This is a genomic window from Chryseobacterium ureilyticum (assembly GCF_900156735.1).
GTDB classification, from domain to species: domain Bacteria; phylum Bacteroidota; class Bacteroidia; order Flavobacteriales; family Weeksellaceae; genus Chryseobacterium; species Chryseobacterium ureilyticum.
Genome location: NZ_FTOL01000014.1, coordinates 60,510 through 81,108, shown reverse-complemented (window position 1 = coordinate 81,108; position 20,599 = coordinate 60,510). Strand labels below are relative to the sequence as shown.

Below are 20,599 nucleotides of genomic sequence, written 5' to 3'. Positions count from 1 at the left end.
TTGGGGATGGTATAAATTCTCGTGATGAAAAATCAGGATAAACAAATTTTTAACGATCTGATTTATCACCTGATATTATAGATTTTATTGATTCTAAATTATCGAAAAAATGCGTAAATTTGTAAACAATTTATATTTATATGTTGACGAAAGAAAAGGTTCAGGAATTCCTTAAAGAAATAGAAGTAGACGACTTGGTGAATAATCTTCAGATTATGGGTGACGATGTTTATATTGACATGACTGCTCATTCGCCTGCAATGCATGAAAAGAAAAAGCTGGAAGCTGCAATGAAACAGGCTTTTGCCAGTGAGTTTGGAGAAAACGTTCATTTAAAACTTAAAATCGTTTCTCCGGAACCTAGTGAAATTCAGCAAAGTCAGATCAAAGGAAAACAAATTCCTGGAATTCAAAATATTATCGCTATTGCTTCTGGTAAAGGAGGGGTAGGGAAATCTACAGTTTCTGCAAATATGGCAGTTACTTTAGCTAAAATGGGCTTTAAAGTAGGATTATTAGATGCTGATATCTATGGTCCTTCAGTTCCTACCATGTTTGATACAGAAGGTGCAAAACCAATTTCTGTAGAAGTAAACGGTAAGAACATGATGAAGCCGATTGAGAATTATGGTGTGAAAATGCTTTCAATAGGATATTTCTCAGGAGCAAACCAAGCTGTAGTTTGGAGAGGTCCGATGGCTTCAAAAGCACTGAATCAAATGATCAGAGATGCTGCATGGGGTGAACTGGATTTCTTATTGATCGATCTTCCTCCGGGAACAGGTGATATTCACTTATCGATCATTCAGGAAGTGCCTGTTACAGGTGCGGTGATTGTAAGTACACCTCAGCACGTTGCTTTGGCAGACGTAAGAAAAGGGATTGCAATGTTCCAGATGGAAAGTATCAACATTCCGGTTCTTGGATTAATCGAAAATATGGCGTATTTTACACCGGAAGAACTTCCTGACAATAAATATTATATCTTTGGAAACCAGGGAGCACAATATTTGGCAGAAGATTTAGGAATTCCTGTATTAGGTGAGATTCCTTTGATCCAAAGCATCAGAGAAGCAGGAGATGTAGGAAGACCGGCTGCGCTTCAGGAAGATTCTAAAATTGCAGACATCTATACAGAAACTGCAAGAAAAATGGTAGAAAGTCTTGTAGAGAGAAATAAAAGCCTTCCGCCAACTGAGGCTGTGAAGATCTCAACAATGGCAGGATGCTCGCCAAAAGCAAAATAATAATAAATTTCAATTAAATTTGAAAAAACCGAATTGAACTGAAAAAAATATGGAAACAAACATAACGCACGAAGATACAGTAACAAGAGTAATGGAAGCTCTGGAAAGCATCAGACCGTTTTTGAATAAAGACGGAGGTGATATCGAGCTTATTGACGTGAAGGATAATCAGGTTTTTGTGAAACTTTTGGGTAACTGTTCTGGATGCTCGTTGAATTTTTCAACCCTAAAACTAGGTGTGGAAAATACAATCAAACAACATGCTCCGGAAATTGAAAAAGTAATAAACGTAGAGTAAAACTATATCTGAGATATTTTTAGAGACAGGCTTTGTATACAAAGCCTGTCTTTTTTATTTTCTGTAAAAAGAGCCTGATAATTCTAAATTACCAAGCCCTAAAACAATTAATCTAAAAAAATATAATTATGAATTTTGAGTCAGGAACTTATTGTAGTTTTCCTCATTTTCAAAATAAGCCACTTCACCTTCATCACTGATCATGACAATATAAGCATCAGCCTTATCTACTGTTTTTCCACTGTACGGATCAATTGCTTCTCTCGCTGTTTTGTCCGATGGAATACGTTTTACACACATTTCGCAGCAACCGTAATATATTTTTCCGTTATGAGGAACTTCTATTTGTTTCTTACCCATATAAGCATTATTCACCATACAGACTGTTTCGGTGGGAACATGGCTCCCTTTCACATATTTTGCAGAAGAAGCTGTTGGTTGAGGTTTCTGTGCCGCAACAGGCTCCGGATTTTTAAGCGTTTCTTTATTACAGGCATACAAAACGGTTGCGCTGAAAAGAATAATCATTGTGATTTTTAATATTGTTTTCATTGTTGATATTATTTAATTAAACTTCCTTCTAAAATTTCTTCACTTCCTTTTTTAATGATTTGATCACCTTCGGATAATTCTCCAAAAACTTCAATGGTTTCATTCATGATTCTTCCTTTTTTGACAGAGATGAATTTTGCCTTTCCATGTTCTTTTTTAATGATATAAATTCCCATATTACTTTCTACAAGGGACGATCTTGGAATGAAAAATGTTGCTTCACTGTTCTGAAGAGGAATAATGGATTCTGCGATCATAAAGGGCTTCAGTTCTCTGGAATGATTAATGAAATCAGCCTCTATCTTTTCCGAACGGAGCTTAAGGTCTAAAGAACCCGACTTTCTGGAGATTCTGGCTTTAAAGTTTTTTTCAGGAATTGCATGTACTCTGAATGATATCGTATCTCCTACATTCAGATAGGGAACACTAGCTTCTGAAACGGATAAACTAAGTCGTAGCTTTGAAGTATTCTGAATAATCATCAGCGGAGTATTTCCCATAGGACCTACATATGCACCCAGATCTACATTTCTTTCTGTAATCACTCCACTGAAAGGAGCACGAATAACAAGATAATGATTGATATCCTGAAGCTCACGGTAAGCCGATCTTGCAGCATTAACCTGTGCTTCATCAGATAGTTTTCGGGCAGTGATCTGATCCAGTGCATCCTTTGCAATAGCACCTTTGGTCTCATTGGCTCTGTACATTCTTGCATAACTTGATTTTGTGGATGCATATATGGCTTCCTGTGCCTGCCATTTTGCTTTGGCATTAGCTGCCTGAGCTTGTATTTCAGGTGCTTCCAGAATCATAAGAACTTGTCCGGCGTTGACGTAAGTACCGATGTCAACATTGATCTTCTTTACATAGCTCTGTACTTTAGCAAATAAAGCAGTTTCCTGATCTGGAACCAGTTCACCGGGAAGTTTAAGCTCTACTTTTGGATTGGTTTTTTGGATGCTTACCGTTTCCATATTAGTCATCATCATCATTTTGGTCTCCTGTTTAGGCTCTTTTTTTTCTTTATCACAAGATGCAGGAATAATGATAAGACTTAGAATGGCTGTTATATATAAAATGTTTTTCATTGATGATAAATATTATAGGTTTGAGTTAGAATAATGGATACTTTCTTCATCTTCAGGATCTAAAGAAGGAGATATAATGCTTGCATTTTTTTGTATCCATCCGAAAACAAGAGGAAGAATGATCAAGACCGAGAAGGTTGAGAAAATAAGCCCTCCGATTACGGCGCGTCCCAAAGGAGATACCTGATCACCACCTTCACCAAAACCAATAGCCATAGGAAGCATTCCTGCCGCCATAGCCAACGTGGTCATAATGATTGGTCGGATACGCAGCTTCGCGGCTTCAATACCTGCATCAGATGCATTCCCTGTTGATTTTCTTATCGTTTCTGCATTACTGATCAGTAAAACAGCATTGGCAATAGAAACTCCAACAGACATGATCAATCCCATATAAGACTGAAGGTTTAAAGTAGAACCTGTAAGTTTCAATAAGGTAAGGGATCCTACAATCACGAAAGGAACGGTTGTTAAAATAACCAATGAAACACGGAACGACTGGAAAGTAGCAGCAAGCATCAGAAAAATTACCGCTGCAGCAATAAGAAGCCCTGAAGAAAGACTGCTCATCGTTTCATCCAATACAGGAGCCATTCCGGCAACCTCGATATTAACTCCTTTTGGGAGCTCTCCAAGAGATTCTATCGCTTTTTTTACATCTTTGGAAGCCTGTTCTAGATCCTTTTTATGAATATTGGCAGTAACTGTGGTGTAGCCCATTGTTCCCAAATTGTAACTTTCACCTAATTCTTTTGCAGAAGTTATTGTAGCTACATCACCCAATACAGGTCTATCCGAATTTTTTGATAACGGAATATTGGCTAATTCTTCTTTACTGTTAAGGATATTCTGAGGAGTCTGCACCTGTACATCATACGCAATTCCCATCATTCCTCCTACCCAGAAGTTTTTATTGGTATATCGTGTAGAAGCTGTAGCGGTTACCAAAGATTTGGCAATATCCTGAGCATCCAGTCCCAATTGTGCTGCTTTTACTCTGTCAATATTAATTTGTAAAGCCGGATAGCTCATAGACTGAGGAATTTGCTGATCACGCATGTATTCAATTTCTTTTATTTTGGTTAAAAGTTTTTCGGCATACATACGGTTCATTTTTTTCATCATTCCCGAAACTCTTATTTCCACAGGATTATTTGTTCCCTGACTTAAAATCTTTTCCGTAAGTTCTATAGGCTCAAAAGAAATTTGAAGGTCTGGCATCTTTTCTTTATAATACTTTCGTAATTCATCTTTCAATTCATCTGAATTTCCATTGAATTCTTTTAACGCAACCTGCATTAAAGCTTCATGAGGTCCTGCATTGTAAAGATAGATCGGGCTTACGGCAAACGTAGAGGGATGTTGCCCGATGAATACGGAAGAGATAGCGATATTATCTTTTCCAACTTTATTCTTAAGGTGTTCCAGAAATTTTTTGACTTTTATTTCCGTAACTTCAATACGGGTACCTTCCGCAGTTTTTATACGAACCTGAAACTGTTTGGAATTAACGGTTGGTAATACATCTTTCCCTGTTATCTGATAAAGCCCTATTCCTAAGCATAAAACGATAGAAATACTTAAGCTGACAATGATTTTTTTGCGGGTCATCAAAGAAGATAAAAATGCAGTGAAACGATCACGGAATCTACTAAACCAATCAGGCTTATGATTTTCACAGGTCTGAGGATTATGCTTCATCAGCCAGTTAGCCATTACCGGAACAAAAGTTTGTGATAATATAAAAGATACGATCATTGAAAAACCGATCGCCATTGCCAAAGGCATAAATAAAGATCCTGGAATCCCACTCATCATAAATGCAGGAGCAAATACGGCAAGAATACAAAGCATGATCAAGAGTTTAGGAAACGCAATTTCTTTACAGGCATCCCAAATGGCTTGTGCCCTGCTTTTTCCCATAGCAAAATGCTGATGGATATTTTCAATAGTTACTGTACTTTCATCTACCAAAATTCCTATGGCAAGCGCCAGCCCGGATAAAGACATAATATTGATGGACTGTCCGAATAATTTCAGAAACAAAACTCCTGAGATAATGGAGATCGGAATAGTCATGATGACAATAAGGGCAGCTCTTCGATCGTTAAGGAAAAGCATAACCATCAATCCTGTAAGTAAAGCTCCTAAAATACCTTCAACAGCTAAACTTTTAAGTGCATTTGAAATATGAACAGACTGATCAAATTCATAGGAAATTTCTACACCTTCAGGCATATTTTTCTGAATTTTAGGTAAAGACTCTTTTAGTTTGTTGACTACCTCAAGGGTTGAAGCATTGCTGGCTTTGGCAATATTAATATAAACGGAACGTTTGCCGTCTATCAATGCATATCCGGTGGCAATATCTGCTCCGTCTTTTACCGTAGCAACATCTTTTACATAAACATTGTCTGCCGTTCCTTTGAAAAGAGGAATATCACCAAGCTCTTCCACTTTTTTTACCGTATTATTGGTTGGAGTAAGATAATTGGTTTCTCCAATATATACGTTTCCTGATGGTGAGGTAATATTATTTCGGCTTATAGCTTCTACGATCTGCTCAGGAGACAAGTTGTGAGCACGTAATTTAATAGGATCTACATTGACTTCTATAGTACGTGGACTTCCACCGAATGGAGGAGCTGTAGTAAGCCCCGGAATAGCGATAAGAAACGGACGGGCATTGAAATTGGCAATATCCTGCAACTCGTTATTTGTTTTGGTATTGCTTCGGAAAACAAGCTGCCCCACCGGTTGTGAAGAGGAATCAAAGCGGATAATAAACGGAGGCGGTGCTCCCGGTGGTAAAAATACCTGCGAACGGGTAGAAAGCGCATTGATCTGAGCAATAGCTTCTCCCATGTTGGTTCCTTCGTAGAAATTGACCTTCATGAGGGTAAGTCCTTGAGTATTTTTAGATTCTATACTTTTAATACCGTTGGTAAACAAAAGCATATTCACATACATTTTGGTAAAATAACCCTCCATCTGTTGTGGAGTATATCCATTAAAGGAATGAGCAACGTATACAACAGGGAGATTCATCTCAGGAAGGATATCTACCTTTACTTCTTTGGCAGCCTTGATTCCGAAAAACAACAGCCCCAATACCAATACCATTACAGATATTGGTCTGCGTAATGCAAACTTTATAAGATTCATGTTTAAATTTTTAAGTTAATGGGTAATTGCTTTTGTGATCATAGAGATATCGCCCTTGGAAGCAGCAATCAGTACAATGGCTTGCCATGAATTATTCTGGGCAATTTCATAATTGATTTCAGCACGATTCAAAAGGTATAAAGCCTGGGTAAAATCTACAATTGTAGTTAATCCGTTTTCATACAAAGCTTTTTGCTGATGAAAAGCATCGGTTGCAGCCTGTAACTGAATTTTTGATTCTGCGATTTTAGTTACCGCATTTTTATATTTTTGCTCTGAAAGATTTTGTTGGTTATATAGCTCTTGCTGTAGTTGCTGATAATCGAAATCTAGAGCTTTTGTAACCAGTTTCTGCTCATTTACTTTAGAGGTGTTTCTGTAAAAGTCAGTGAGATTCCAGCTGAGGTTAAGCCCAACAATATAATTCATCCTGTCTATACCGATTCCTTTAAGATAAGAGGATGAATAGGCAGAATTGTCCTGAACATAATTCCATCCAAAGCCAGAACCTCTTCCCTGAAATGTACCAAAAAGTGAAAGAGAGGGCAGTCCGGTTTTATTCAAATAGGTTTCCTGTTGCTTACTTTTATTAATTTTTTGAGCAATAAAAAGGGTAGTAGGGTGATTATCCAATGATAAGTTTTCCTGAAGTAAGGTTGGCGTATTTTTACTGAAATAATGATCTAGCTGATAGTCTGTGAAATTTTCTGCCAATAGGTCAGATAGTTTTTTATTGTATTCCAGGACATGGTCATTGGCATTAAGAACAGCCGTCTGTGCACTAGACATTTCTGCTTTTGCTAAAGAAGCATCTACTTCGGGGATCAGCCCGCTGTTGGCTCTTACCTGTGCAATAGAGTAAATAACTTCTGAACGTTTATGATTTTCCAACTGTACATTTTCCAGTCGTTGGCTTACCAGAAGATTGAAATAAGCTGCTGCTGCTTTTACCTGTTGTTGAAAAATTTCCTGCTTTAAATCTGCCTTTTGAAGTTCTGTATCTGCAATCTCTATATTTTCTTTTGTTTTAAGTTTTCCAAAAGTATAAACGCTCCAGTTGATATTAGCGAGATATAAACTTCCGAAAGCTGCATTCCAGTTTTGTTCTGCTAAAGGCATGGACGTAGAGGCAATACCTGAACCACCCATATTATACATAGGTCCGTTTTGGGCATTAATGGTTCCGAAACTTTGTTGAGCCATTACCGAAACTTCCGGCAGATAATACGTTTTTTGAAGTTTAAGTCTTTCCTTTGAAGCTTGTATATTGATTTCTTTTTTTTGAATGGACTGGTAATTTTTTTCAACCCTGAGAAGTACATCCTCTAAACTCGTAAACTGAGCAAAGGATAGCACAGGGCAGCCCAGCCATAAGATGAGTGCTCTGAATGTTAAATTCATAGAATATTTTTAGAATTAAAATTGAAAAATAAATGCCCCGATAGGGATCACGATATGATTCAATCTATTCTAAATTCTATAGACACAATGAAGGATGAAAAGGGAAGGGTAATTGAGATGGTATTTTGAGGGATCAAAATAAAAGGAGTGTTTTTCAGGATCAATAGCAGGTGTTGCATCAAATAATGCTCCCAGATTATAATAGGGGATAGAGGCTGATAAAAACTTTACGGGAGAGTTTTTGTAAGAATGGGGAAGGTTATCTTCTTTGCAAACTTTTTTTATTTCTAGCTTACAGCAGCCGTTGTGATTTTTCTGTTTATTGGCTTTGCATTTTGAACAATCCAGATCAGAGAGTTTTTTAAAGCCTACATGTATTTCACTTGAATTGCCTTTACATACGTGTCTGCTTGTCGTAAACCCTGAAGAAACTACGATGTACAGAAGGATAAACAGTATGTGAAAGACTCTTTTCATTTCGTGGAGTAAAATTAAAATGAATAAGAGTCTTGATGTTATATAATTATGGAAGAAGTTTATAGTTTAAAGGAAAAAAAGCTTAGAATATTTATCTAAGCTTTTTATAATTATTGTTTTACAACCTTATTTCCCACTCCCGTAAGTGAAGAATTAGGCTTTCCTGATTTTGTTCCTGAAGTCCTGTAATAGACTGTATTACTGCCACCTTCTATAGTAACGTTGTCTACCTTATCAATATATACCTTATTGCCTGTTCCTGAAACTGAAATCTTTTTTGCGCTTCCTTTTACAGTTACTGTATTATCGCCTCCTGAAACCTGAACAATGCCACCGTTAAGGGTATAGTTAAGTTTATGCCCCACGCCTTCTACCTCTATTACTTTGCCATCCGTCTGTTCTACTCCTTTTGTAGACTCTGTTTTTCGGGATTGAGCAAAGGCAGTACCTGTTCCTAATAGAAGAATTCCGAAAATAGCTGCTGTTTTAATACTTTTCATTTTGAATTTGGTTTTTGTTGAGGATAAATATAGATATAAAATAATTTTTCCGTTGTTAATCAAAAGTTAAATCTTTTTTGAGTGAATTCACGTAAGATAAACTGATTCTGTTCACACAAAAAAAGCCCCTGTTTCCAGAGGCTTTAATCAAATAGTAAAATATCAGTTACTTTACAATAACTCTCTTAAGATCTCCTTCAGAAGTTTTTACAAGATAAACTCCCGTAGAAAGATTATTCGTAGTAATGGTTAAGGCATTTTTTTCCTTTCCAATTAGTTTTCCGGACATATCATATAATTCGTAGTCCTGTTTTCTGTTGAAATATAAAATATTTCCTTTATTGACAGGGTTAGGAAAAACATTGAAGGTTGCTTTTTCCTGTTTTACTTCACCAGTTGCCAAAGTTGGTGGTACAGCCACTTCATACATAGATAAAGTTCCGCTGATCTCATTGGCAACAATGACATAGCCTTTTTGGGTTGTAGTATTTTCAGGGGCAATATAAATAATTCCTTCGGGTCCGTTATCACCTCCATAAGCTGATGTAGAACGGGAATGCTTATAATCTGTAAAAGTAGGATTGTTCGGGTTGGTAATATTATAAACCATTACACCTCCTGTTCTTTCTAAAGTAATGAAAGCATAAGTCTGCCCGCTGATGGTTCCTAATGTTACCCCTTCCGGTTCGGGACCTTTCGCTCGGCTTCTGTTCTTAACAGCATTAGATTCATTATCAGCATTGAAAATCAATGGATGTTTGGCTGAAATATATCGTTCAAACTGATCTCCACTATCATACACCTGCTGTTTTGTATCCGCATTGAAAATAGAGAATGAACGTGCTCCTAAAGCAGCAATTTCCTCAAAATCAGAATCACCATCTGTATTTCCGGTAGCTGAAGAAACTCTGAATCTTCCAAGATTATGCGATGCTTTTAAAATATTAGCATTCGGGAAAATGGAAGGATCTAAAGTGTAATTGTTAGCTCCTACAGTAGTTCTTTCACTATATCCTGACAGATCTTTTTCATCACCTTCATTGGCGGTTACGATATAATTTGTATTTCCTACTTTATAGTTTTGTACAGCATCAGGGATATAATATGCTTTTACAGGCCAGTTTGCAATAAGAACTTCGCCATTGTTATCAGAAGCATCAAAACCGTTTCCGGGAACACTCATATCCTTTTTACCCAATCCCCAGATTCTGGTAATAGTTTTGTTGGGAATATCTACCTCAGCAATGGCATTGTTTTCCTGAAGTGTTATCCAGGCTTTATTACTGTCTGCACTTATAGTGATATATTCCGGTTCCAGGTCCTGAGATAAAGTATTATTAGTTCTGACCTTTCTTAAGCCTGTAGCCGTTAAAGCAGCAACCTGAGAATCAAAACTATTAAAGTTCAATGTTGTCACATTACTCTGTGTCAGATTACCAATTCCCCCTGAAATATCAATAATACTAATGGTTCCTTCAGGGTCTACGGTGTAAGCATCATTAGGTTCTCCTTCATTGGCAGTCATTACTTTGGTTCCGTCAGGGGTAAAAGCCACCATATCCGGTAAAGCTCCTACTGTAACTTGTTTCAGGAAATTTCCATTAATGTCAAAAAAGACTACAGAACCATTTTGCTGAGGGTTAGTATTGGGAGAAGCGGCTGCGATAATACCATTTTTAACTGCAATACTGGTGATTCCGCCATAAGCAGCCATATTTATTGTATTGATAACTGTTGGAGTGGAAGGAGTACTGAAATCAATAATATCAAAAACATCAGTAAGAGAACTGATGGTAAACAATCTTTGAGTAGCAGGATCATGGACTACGATTTCCGTAGAACTGTTATTATTTCCTGAAGGATCAAAACTTCCGATATAATTCAGCTGAATTTCATTAGAAGGAACCGGTGCCGGTTTGTCATTATCGACAATATAAACTGTTGCAGAATTATCTCCCGAAATTGTTGCTCCCGTTGGGTTTTCAAGACTTACTACAAAATATTCAGCCTTTTGCTCTTCCAAAGTATCATCAATAATAGGAATATTAACGGTATAACTAGTAGTGGAAGGAGTAATATTGATTGTTTGATTAGTCAGCGTAAAATCATTGCTGTCCGCAGTACTGAAAGGTGCCGGCTTCACAACAAGATTTACCGTGGAAGTTGAAGGATTGGCAATATTGATTTTAAAAGCAAGATTTCCTGCATTCTCATTGACTGTTATAAAGTTTTTATCAAGAGAAATTGAAGTTCCTGCTGTTGTAAACGTACTTGAAGTGACTGTTGTTATTCCATTATCATTAAAATCCTCAACAGTATTGGGTTTCAGGGCAAGATAATATGTCTGCCCCGGCGTTAAGCCGGTAGTTGGAATGATAGTGATGATGTTGTTGCTAAAAGCAGTCGTGAAAGGAACTTGTGTACCTGTAGCATCTCCCAGTCGGAAATCTACAAGACTTTGTGCATTAGAATCGTTTATCGCAGAATTATCCGTTAATCTTACATTTTCATTAAAAGAAATCGTAGGATTTACAGTCGTTGAAGCATTGTTTGTATTGTTTGCAGGAAGGTAAGTCGTAGTTGGTGGAGTAGTGTCAATACCTCCAACCGGAGAAGCATCTACTGTAAAATTATCGAAACGGTTATTACCACCGGTTCCTCCTCCGGTTGCAGAAAACTCAACTTTTAATTTAAAGTTTGGATTATTAGAAGCTCCAGCAATCGTAGAAAAATCAAAAGTAATCAATTGAGGATTTCCATCTTGGGGATTCACAGTCTGATATGAGATAAAAGTAGTTCCGTCTGTTGTATAAGACCATGTTTGTGTTCCCGCTCCCTGTGCAGATCTCCTTGTTGTAAATTTTACAATAACATTATTATATCCTGTGGTAGGAAGATTGAATTGCAACGCTCCACCAATCGGATTATTAAATCTCAAATGTGTTCCCCAGGCATCTCCGTTTCTTGCATTTAAGTTTTCAAGATTAAAGTTTTGTCCGGTACCACCAGCAAAATCGATGACACTTGTACCTCCTGCTACAGGAATAAGAGAACCATTCACCAAAGTAGACGATGGTGTAGTGATGGAAGCAGCAGAAGTATTATTGTTAAAATTCCAGTAATGGATAAGTGTCTGCCCGAAAAGTCCGCTCTGGAAGAAGAATGCGGCAATGACAGACCCTTTTAATAGGTAGTTTTTGATCATTTTGTACTTCAATTAGATAAATACAAAAATGAACTTTATGTTTTGTAACTATTTTAATGGAATTTTAAGAAATGTTTAAAAAATAGGTTTATTTCTGATAAATGATAAAATTTTAATAAGATTCATGGAGATAGAATAGAAGCTATTTTATAGGCTTACCGGAAAAATTCAAAATAGTTCCTGATTTTCCTTCCAGAGGATGTTTCTGCATATAGAAAAACCCTGAAACCGCAGTCAGAAGCAAGAGTACAAAAATAACCAGAACAATTCTTTTTAACATGTCTCTCATATCGCTAAATTTTTAATATCTCGAATTTCTAAAGTTGAAGTAGGGTACCCTTTTTTAACTGTATTGATCATAGCTCTTCCTACTTCGTGTAAAGTTAATGATTTTGACGGTAAAAAAATAGGGAAAATCCAAATAAAAGGTTTAAAAAACCATTTTACATTCAATTGACCATCAACAGGTTTCATAAATCCCGGACGGAAATTGTATGCACCTTTGAAATTCATCTTCTTTAAAGTATTTTCTGTTCTGCCTTTTACCCTTGCCCACATGATTTTTCCGCTTTCGGTACTGTCTGTGCTTGCGCCAGATACATAATTGAAAACCATATCCGGATTCTGATGTAAAACTGCTTCAGCAAAGTGTATTGTTGTATCGTAAGTGATTTTGGTATAATCTTCTTCGTTCATTCCCACACTGCTTATTCCGGCGCAAAAGAAACAGGCATCATAACCTTTAAGGTTTTCATCATTAATATCGATGGATAGAAAGTCAGGAACAAGGTATTCTTTTAATTTAGGGTGAGTTTTTCCGGAAGGTTTTCTGCCGATGCTTAGAATTTCAGATACCTGCGGATTTTCAAGACATTCCATTAAAACGCCTTCACCTACCATTCCGGTTGCTCCTGTAAGAATTATTTTGATTGAGTCCATTGCTTTGCTATTGATAGTTGTATGACGAATGAAGATAGAGAATTACTTTAAATTTTTTAAAAGATAAAAGATCTTGTCATTAAACAACTATAGCCATAATCATTATCCATTCGAATATCACATCAATAGAGATGGGCTTTAGCCTTCCTAAATAAATAATAAAATTCCAATGGCTTTAGCCAAAACTTAAAAAAAATGAACATTTTCAGGGAAGTTTACAGTTCCATTCGCAATGACTATATGGAAAAATAAAACCGAACAAAAAATTGCTCGGTTTGTATAAATCAATATTTTAAAAACTATTTCTTATGTTGTAATTGGCTATAAATATTTTGAATCAAACCATCCGCAACGGAAATCTTTGGAACAAAAATTTTATTGATATCCGACCATGCCATTACATTATTGAAAATACTCAAGGCATGCACCAATACATCAGCTCTGTCTTCTCTCAGACTATGCTTTGTCATTCTTTCTTCTACAGAAAGCTCATTGAATTCTTTATAAACCTTTTTAAGATGAGATAAAGACATTGGTTTTCCATCCTTCGTTTTACTCATAGAGAATACCTTATTAATGTTTCCTCCTGAACCGATAGCAACGATTGGTTTTTTACTAACGATATTTTTCTTAATCTCTTCTTTCATTTCATGCCAGTTCTCCATGGTGACAAGGTTGTTCAGAAGACGGATTGTTCCGATATTGAAAGATCTTTCATACACCATTTTTCCGTTTTCATAGAAAGTAAGCTCAGTAGAACCTCCGCCTACATCAATGTATAAATAGGCAAATTCTTTGTCAAGACCTTCTGCTACATGATTTTCGTAGATTAAAGTTGCTTCTTCATCTCCGGAGATGATCTCAATATTGATTCCTGAAGCATCCTTTACCTGTTTTATGATTTCATCACCATTGGCAGCATCACGCATTGCGCTGGTAGCACAGGCTCTGTAATGTTCTACTTTGTATATTTTCATTAGATCACTGAAGATCTTCATAGAGTCAATCACCATTTTTTCTCTTTCGGGACCTATTTTTCCGATGGTAAAAACATCCATTCCTAATCTCAGAGGGATTCTCAGAAGATTAAGCTTTATAAATTCTGGTTTTCTGTTATTTATTTTTACTTCATTGATGAGAAGTCTTGCGGCATTACTTCCTATGTCTATTGCTGCTATCTTCATTTTTTGCTTGTTTTAGCCTTTAGATATTTATAGGTTTCTATTTGTGAGCGGCATTCATTTTTATCATTTCTTATATATTCATTGCTGAGTCTTTTATCTAAAATTCTAGCTTTTACATTGTCTCTGAGCTGAATATCAAGAATATCCTTTAATTCCTTTTTAAGGTTTTTATCGGTAATTTTGGCTGCCGCTTCAATTCTATAATCAAGGTTTCTGGTCATCCAGTCTGCAGAGGAAATATACATGTCTTCAGCTCCTTTATTATAGAAATACATTACTCTGGCGTGTTCCAGATATTCATCCACAATGCTTATTGTCTTTATTTTTTCTTTAAAGTCTTTTTGATTAACCGCACAGTAGATTCCTCTTACAATACCTTTTATAATAACCCCTGCTTTGGCTGCATCATATAATTTTTCAATTAATAATCTGTCGCTTAGGGAATTAACTTTTATTATTATTTCAGCTTTTCTACCTGCTTTGGCTTCCTCAATCTCTTTATCAATGTGGTGAACGATCTTTTCACGCATAAATTGGGGGCAAACTAGTAAATTTTTACAAGTTTTCAAAATCGGAAGGTAATCATCTTTTGGTTTTTTTAGAACATTGAATACTTTATTGATGTCTGCCATAATACCACGATCCGAAGTAAGAAGCAAATGATCACCATAGATTCTTGCCGTTTTTTCATTAAAGTTTCCGGTACTTACAAATCCATACTGAATCGTTTTGTTGTGTGATCGTTTTTTGATAACACAAAGTTTAGCATGAACTTTCTTATTAGGAAGTCCTACAAGAACCGTAATCCCTTCCGGTTCCAGCATATCTTTCCACTCAAGATTAGATTCTTCATCAAACCTTGCCTGAAGCTCAAGCATGACCGTTACTTCCTTACCATTTCTTGCAGCATAGATCAATGCATTAATAATTTTTGAACTGCTGGCAAGACGATAAGCCGTAATCTGAATTGATTTTACATCAGGATCCATTGCCGCCTCACGAAGAAGGTCAATAACCGGATTATATTTATGATAAGGGAAAGTTAATAAGACATCTTCTTTTAGAATAACATCCGTCACCCTTTCACCATGTTCAAATGCCTGATGCGTGAATGATGTTCTTTCCACAGGTCTTTCATATGTCTCAAAAACATCAGGAAAATCCATGAAATGTTTGAAATTATGAATCTTTCCCCCAGGGATGATACTGTCTTTCTTTGTTAAATTTAGTTTTCTGATAAGAAGCTCCAGCAAAGCCTTGTCCATATCTTTATCAAAAACAAATCGGGTAGGCTTTCCTTTTCTCCTGTTTTTAAGTCCCTTTTCTATTTTTTCTGCAAAGTTGGTACGGATATCATTATCAAGATCCAGTTCTGCATCCTTCGTAACCTTAAAAGCATTGGCAGCAAAATCATCATAACCGAAGTAAGAGAAAATATGAGGTAGGTTAAATGTAATAACATCCTCCAAAAGCATGACATTCTTTTCTTCCGGATCTTCAGTCGGAAGCAATACAAATCTTCCTACGAAACGAGAGGGAATCTCGATAATGGCATAATTGCTTGAATACTGCCAGTCTTTTTTTCTCATGGCAACTCCAAGATAAAGACTTTTATCCCTTAAATAAGGCATGGGGGTATTTTCATGGAGAAGAATAGGAATGACATTAGATTCCACGACTTCATCAAAATATTTTCGGACAAACTCCTTTTGTAGTGCTGTCAGATTCTTAGAATTCTTGATGAAAACTTTATGGTCAGCCATTTCCATCTGGATCTTTTTCCAGGTTTTATCGAAGTTTTGCTGCTGTCTCATTACCACTTCATTGATTCGCTGAAGAATCTTCGAAGGTGGTTGATAGAAAGATTCAGAAATTACCTTTTCTTTAAAATCCATGGCACGCTTTAATCCGGCAACACGCACTCTGAAAAATTCATCCAGATTATTGGAGAAAATTCCTAGGAAACGTATTCTTAAATGTAAGGGAACATTTTCGTCCATGGCTTCCTGTAAAACCCTTTCATTAAAGGCAAGCCATGTAATATCTCGTGGATTAAAGTGTATTGACATTCTAAATTTTTATGTTTTACCAAAAATAATGATTCGTAAGTTTCTAACTTAATTTCTTAGGTTAAACTTTGATTAATTTTTAATGATTTGTGAATTAATTTTATTTATGTTATTGAAATTCAGTGTGTTTTGATTGGTTGTTATGTGTTGTATTCATTCACGTTATAGGGATTTTATTAATCATATTTAGTTTTCTGATAGAATAAAATATTTAAACTAAAAGTATCAATATAGAATTGAAAGTTCCTTATCAAATATAATGATATGATTTTGAATATTTTTATTGAAAAGTCAATATATTTATAAAATTAATTATAGATAAATAATAATACCATGAAAAAAACAATTATAATGAGTCTGCTGCTGGCAGCAGGGATGATTAATGCCCAAAGTAAGACAACCAAATACGGTGTTTTTGCCGGAGCGAATTTCAGTAGCCTTACAGGATCTGATGCTGATGAATTTAAGTCCAGAACCGGATTTCATGTAGGTGGTTTTATCTGGAACTATCTTTCTGATAAAGTTTCTATTGATGTAGAGTTGGCATATTCACAAATGGGGGCAGATTTTAATACTACTATTCCATACGGTATTAATGAAATGGATGGTCCAAAATCAATTACATTAAATGGTAAGTTGAAAACAGATTATTTAAGGTTGCCGGTATTATTCAGTTATCATCCTATTAACGAGCTTTCTGTTTCGGTAGGTCCAGAAATTGGAATACTTCTGAATAAAGAATTGGAATATAATCAAACTATTAATGGTTCAACAAAACAAAAGCCGGATAACTTACAGCAGTTTGATGCAGGAATAAAGCTTAAAGCGCAATATATTTTTGCAAAACATTATCTAGCTTCGGTAGGCTACTATTTTGGTATGACAAAAGTTTATAAGAATGCCGAAGTTTATAACTTAAATTCATTGGTTATTATAGATGCTCCTAAAGTGTATAATTCTAATTTTGGCATATCATTAGGTTATTTATTCTAGAAATAAGATAATATCTTAGATTTTACATCGTAAATCCTTAATTTAATTAAGTTAAATTGGTTGTTTTTGATAATTAATTTCTGTTTTTATTATTAAGTTAAGGATTGTTTTCTTTTTATATTGTGGGTTGTTGTGTCGTATGTGATTAGATTCTACATTTGTTAAAAAAACAAAATGAAAAAGAATCTATTATTTATGGCAGGATTTATCTTTGCTTCAAGTGTAAATGCACAAAACAGAGGGTGTGGAACCTATGAAAAATTAGAACAATTCTATAAGAAAAACCCTGAAACAAGATTAGTAGCAAAGGATCTAAATAGTTTTTTAACGCAAAAAAAAACTAATTCAGCTTCAAAAAAAACGGTAGTCACTATTCCTGTAGTTGTTCATATTCTTTACAAAGACGCTTCACAGAATATTTCAGATGCTCAGATACAATCTCAATTGACGGTTCTTAACAATGATTTCAGAAAAACAAATTCTGACTTTAGTACAGTGGTTCCACCTGCATTTCAGGGAGTGGCATCTGATATGGAAATTGCATTTTGCCTTGCTACCAAAGATCCTTTAGGTAATGTAACATCTGGAGTGATAAGGAAATCTGTTTCTTCATCCTTTAATTTTGATGATGATTATTATAATGGAAATGTTGGGGGAGATAATGCATGGGATACTACAAAATATCTGAATATTTGGGTAGGAGCATTTATAGATCAAAGGTTATTAGGTTGGGCATATCCTCCTGAAGCTGCGGGGTATCCTGACGATGGTCTGTGTATCACCTATCGTGCATTTGGTACGACCGGAACTGTTCAGGCTCCATATAATAAGGGAAGAACAGCAACGCATGAAATAGGACATTATTTCGGGCTTAATCATATCTGGGGACAGAGTAATAACCCTACACAATGTGGAACTGCGATCAATGATGATGGCTGTCCAGATACTCCAGCTACAATGCAACCTTATTTTAATACTCCTGTCTTTCCTAATAATGATCCAAACTATATCTGTACACCCACTGCTGTAGGTGCCATGTTTATGAATTATATGGATTATGTAAATGATGCTGCCATGGCTATGTTTACTAACGATCAGAAAACAATTGCTCAAAATGCATTGGGGGGACCACGAGCAAGTCTGCTTAATTCCAATTCATGTGCTTTTTTATCTGTAAATGAGGTAGAAAAAACAAATTCTATTAATCTTTTTCCTAATCCTACTACTCAGTATATTTCTATAGCTTCTCCTCTTACTCCTATTGATGAGGTTGAAATTTTCAATGCAGAAGGAAGATTGATCAAAAAAACTGTCATTAAAAACGAAACGGATAGAATTGATGTAAAAGATTTTGCCAATGGAGTCTATTATGTAAGAACTTATAACGGTAAAGACTTTGTCAAATCTATGAAGTTTATAAAAAAATAATGAAAATATTTCCAGATTAATATATATGAAACCCCGTTATAATCGGGGTTTTATTTTTGTTGTGTCATTTTGTCACTATTTTTTGAATGGTACAGATATTGTGAAATAGTGAGTGTAAATTAAATATAAAAATTAGAAAAAAATAAAAATATTATGAGTAAAATAATTGGAATTGACTTAGGAACAACCAACTCTTGTGTTGCTGTAATGGAGGGTAAAGACCCTGTTGTTATTCCTAACGCAGAAGGTAAAAGAACGACTCCTTCTATCGTAGCATTTACAGAAGACGGAGAGAGAAAAGTAGGAGATCCTGCAAAAAGACAGGCTGTAACAAACCCAACTAAAACTGTTTACTCTATCAAAAGATTTATCGGAACGCACTTTAAAGAAGATGCAAAAGAGATCTCAAGAGTACCTTATAAAGTTGTAGCTGGACCGAATGATACAGTAAAAGTAAAGATTGACGATAGAGAATATACTCCACAGGAAATTTCTGCAATGACTCTTCAGAAAATGAAGAAAACTGCTGAAGATTACCTTGGACAAGAAGTGACAAGAGCGGTAATCACTGTTCCTGCATACTTCAACGATGCGCAAAGACAAGCTACTAAAGAAGCTGGTGAAATTGCAGGTCTTAAAGTAGAAAGAATTATCAACGAGCCTACAGCTGCAGCATTAGCTTACGGTCTTGATAAAAACCATAAAGATCAGAAAATCGCAGTTTATGACCTTGGTGGTGGTACTTTCGATATCTCTATCCTTGATTTAGGTGATGGTGTATTCGAAGTATTATCTACAAACGGTGATACTCACTTAGGAGGTGATGACTTTGATGATGTGATCATCAACTGGATGGCTGACGAATTCAAAGCTGAAGAAGGTGTAGATTTAAAATCAGACGCAATCGCTCTTCAAAGATTGAAAGAAGCTGCTGAAAAAGCAAAAATTGAGTTATCTTCTTCTCCACAGACTGAGATCAACTTACCATATATCACAGCTACAGCTACAGGTCCTAAACACTTAGTGAAGACTTTAACTAAAGCTAAATTCGAGCAATTATCTGCAGATCTTGTAAGAAGATCTATGGAGCCGGTTGCTAAAGCATTAAAAGATGCTGGTCTATCAACTTCTGATATTGACGAAGTAATCTTGGTAGGTGGTTCTACAAGAATCCCAATCATCCAGGAAGAAGTAGAAAAATTCTTCGGTAAAAAACCATCTAAAGGTGTTAACCCGGATGAGGTTGTTGCAATCGGAGCAGCTATTCAGGGAGGTGTATTAACAGGAGACGTAAAAGACGTATTACTTCTTGACGTTACACCACTTTCTTTAGGTATCGAAACGATGGGTTCTGTATTCACTAAATTAATTGAAGCGAACACTACGATCCCAACTAAAAAATCTGAAGTATTCTCTACAGCTTCTGACAACCAACCAGCTGTAAGCATCAGAGTAGGACAAGGTGAAAGATCTATGTTCAACGATAACAAAGAAATCGGTAGATTCGACCTTACAGATATTCCACCAGCACCAAGAGGAGTTCCTCAAATCGAAGTAACTTTCGATATTGATGCAAACGGTATCTTAAGTGTATCTGCTAAAGATAAAGGAACTGGTAAAGAGCAGTCTATCAAAATCCAGGCTTCTTCAGGTCTTTCTGACGAAGAAATCGAAAGAATGAAGAAAGAAGCTCAGGAAAACTCTGCAGCTGATGCTAAGAGAAAAGAAGAAGTAGAAATCTTCAACAAAGCTGACGGATTGATCTTCCAAACTGAAAAGCAATTGAAAGAATTCGGTGAGAAACTTTCTGCTGACAAAAAAGCAGCCATCGAAGCAGCTCATGCAGAATTAAAAACTGCTTTCGAAGCTAAAAATGCTGATGACGTAAAAGCTAAAACTGAAGCGTTAGATGCAGCATGGATGGCAGCTTCTGAAGAATTATATGCAGCAGGTCAACAGCCAGGTGCTGATGCAGGTGCTCAAAATGCAGGTGCAAACAACGCTGGAGGTGAAGATGTACAGGATGCAGACTTTGAAGAAGTAAAATAAT

General features: G+C 35.9%; 16 protein-coding genes. 5 read left to right on the top strand and 11 right to left on the bottom strand.

Going from position 1 to position 20,599, the window contains the following annotated elements; translation table 11 throughout:
- The first annotated feature begins 140 nt into the window (after positions 1-140).
- Together BW983_RS22900 and BW983_RS22895 are read left to right on the top strand one after the other, a co-directional pair.
- Complete coding sequence (locus BW983_RS22900; RefSeq protein ID WP_076554072.1) at positions 141-1,247, top strand: Mrp/NBP35 family ATP-binding protein; 1,107 nt, start codon at positions 141-143, stop codon at positions 1,245-1,247.
- A gap of 49 nt (positions 1,248-1,296) precedes the next feature.
- On the top strand, positions 1,297-1,545 hold the full coding sequence (locus tag BW983_RS22895; protein ID WP_002977212.1) for a NifU family protein: 249 nt from the start codon (positions 1,297-1,299) through the stop codon (positions 1,543-1,545).
- A gap of 126 nt (positions 1,546-1,671) precedes the next feature.
- On the opposite strand, the gene BW983_RS22890 is transcribed toward BW983_RS22895, so the two are convergent.
- The 11 genes from BW983_RS22890 to ppk1 form a co-directional block, all read right to left on the bottom strand.
- Positions 1,672-2,097 (bottom strand): hypothetical protein, encoded by a 426-nt coding sequence (locus BW983_RS22890; protein WP_076554071.1) that lies wholly within the window; start codon positions 2,095-2,097, stop codon positions 1,672-1,674.
- Between the two features lie 8 nt (positions 2,098-2,105).
- Entirely contained in the window at positions 2,106-3,188 is a 1,083-nt protein-coding gene (locus tag BW983_RS22885; RefSeq protein WP_076554070.1) for an efflux RND transporter periplasmic adaptor subunit, read from the bottom strand.
- A 12-nt stretch (positions 3,189-3,200) separates the two neighbouring features.
- Positions 3,201-6,353 (bottom strand): efflux RND transporter permease subunit, encoded by a 3,153-nt coding sequence (locus tag BW983_RS22880; RefSeq protein ID WP_076554069.1) that lies wholly within the window; start codon positions 6,351-6,353, stop codon positions 3,201-3,203.
- 15 nt (positions 6,354-6,368) lie between these two features.
- Positions 6,369-7,754, bottom strand: coding sequence for a TolC family protein (locus tag BW983_RS22875; RefSeq protein WP_076554068.1), 1,386 nt, complete (start codon positions 7,752-7,754; stop codon positions 6,369-6,371).
- A gap of 69 nt (positions 7,755-7,823) precedes the next feature.
- Entirely contained in the window at positions 7,824-8,231 is a 408-nt protein-coding gene (locus BW983_RS22870) for an HYC_CC_PP family protein (protein WP_076554067.1), read from the bottom strand.
- Positions 8,232-8,341: 110 nt separating this feature from the next.
- On the bottom strand, positions 8,342-8,731 hold the full coding sequence (locus tag BW983_RS22865; RefSeq protein ID WP_084184645.1) for a DUF3060 domain-containing protein: 390 nt from the start codon (positions 8,729-8,731) through the stop codon (positions 8,342-8,344).
- 166 nt (positions 8,732-8,897) lie between these two features.
- Positions 8,898-11,936: a choice-of-anchor I family protein gene (locus BW983_RS22860; RefSeq protein ID WP_076554066.1), complete on the bottom strand. Its 3,039-nt coding sequence runs from the start codon at positions 11,934-11,936 to the stop codon at positions 8,898-8,900.
- Between the two features lie 142 nt (positions 11,937-12,078).
- Entirely contained in the window at positions 12,079-12,225 is a 147-nt protein-coding gene (locus BW983_RS24210) for a hypothetical protein (protein WP_167370021.1), read from the bottom strand.
- Complete coding sequence (locus BW983_RS22855) at positions 12,222-12,875, bottom strand: NAD-dependent epimerase/dehydratase family protein (RefSeq protein WP_076554065.1); 654 nt, start codon at positions 12,873-12,875, stop codon at positions 12,222-12,224. The genes BW983_RS24210 and BW983_RS22855 overlap by 4 nt, the downstream gene beginning before the upstream one ends.
- 299 nt (positions 12,876-13,174) lie before the next feature.
- Positions 13,175-14,059 (bottom strand): Ppx/GppA phosphatase family protein, encoded by an 885-nt coding sequence (locus BW983_RS22850; protein ID WP_076554064.1) that lies wholly within the window; start codon positions 14,057-14,059, stop codon positions 13,175-13,177.
- Positions 14,056-16,128 (bottom strand): polyphosphate kinase 1, encoded by a 2,073-nt coding sequence (gene ppk1, locus BW983_RS22845; protein WP_076554063.1) that lies wholly within the window; start codon positions 16,126-16,128, stop codon positions 14,056-14,058. The genes BW983_RS22850 and ppk1 overlap by 4 nt, the downstream gene beginning before the upstream one ends.
- 333 nt (positions 16,129-16,461) lie before the next feature.
- Between ppk1 and BW983_RS22840 the strand changes: the two genes are divergently transcribed.
- The 3 genes from BW983_RS22840 to dnaK all read left to right on the top strand — a co-directional run bounded on the left by BW983_RS22840 (position 16,462) and on the right by dnaK (position 20,598).
- Positions 16,462-17,121: a porin family protein gene (locus BW983_RS22840; protein WP_076554062.1), complete on the top strand. Its 660-nt coding sequence runs from the start codon at positions 16,462-16,464 to the stop codon at positions 17,119-17,121.
- Positions 17,122-17,295: 174 nt separating this feature from the next.
- Positions 17,296-18,549 (top strand): M43 family zinc metalloprotease, encoded by a 1,254-nt coding sequence (locus tag BW983_RS22835; RefSeq protein ID WP_084184643.1) that lies wholly within the window; start codon positions 17,296-17,298, stop codon positions 18,547-18,549.
- 153 nt (positions 18,550-18,702) lie between these two features.
- Complete coding sequence (gene dnaK, locus BW983_RS22830) at positions 18,703-20,598, top strand: molecular chaperone DnaK (protein ID WP_076554060.1); 1,896 nt, start codon at positions 18,703-18,705, stop codon at positions 20,596-20,598.
- The last annotated feature ends 1 nt before the right edge of the window (position 20,599 follow it).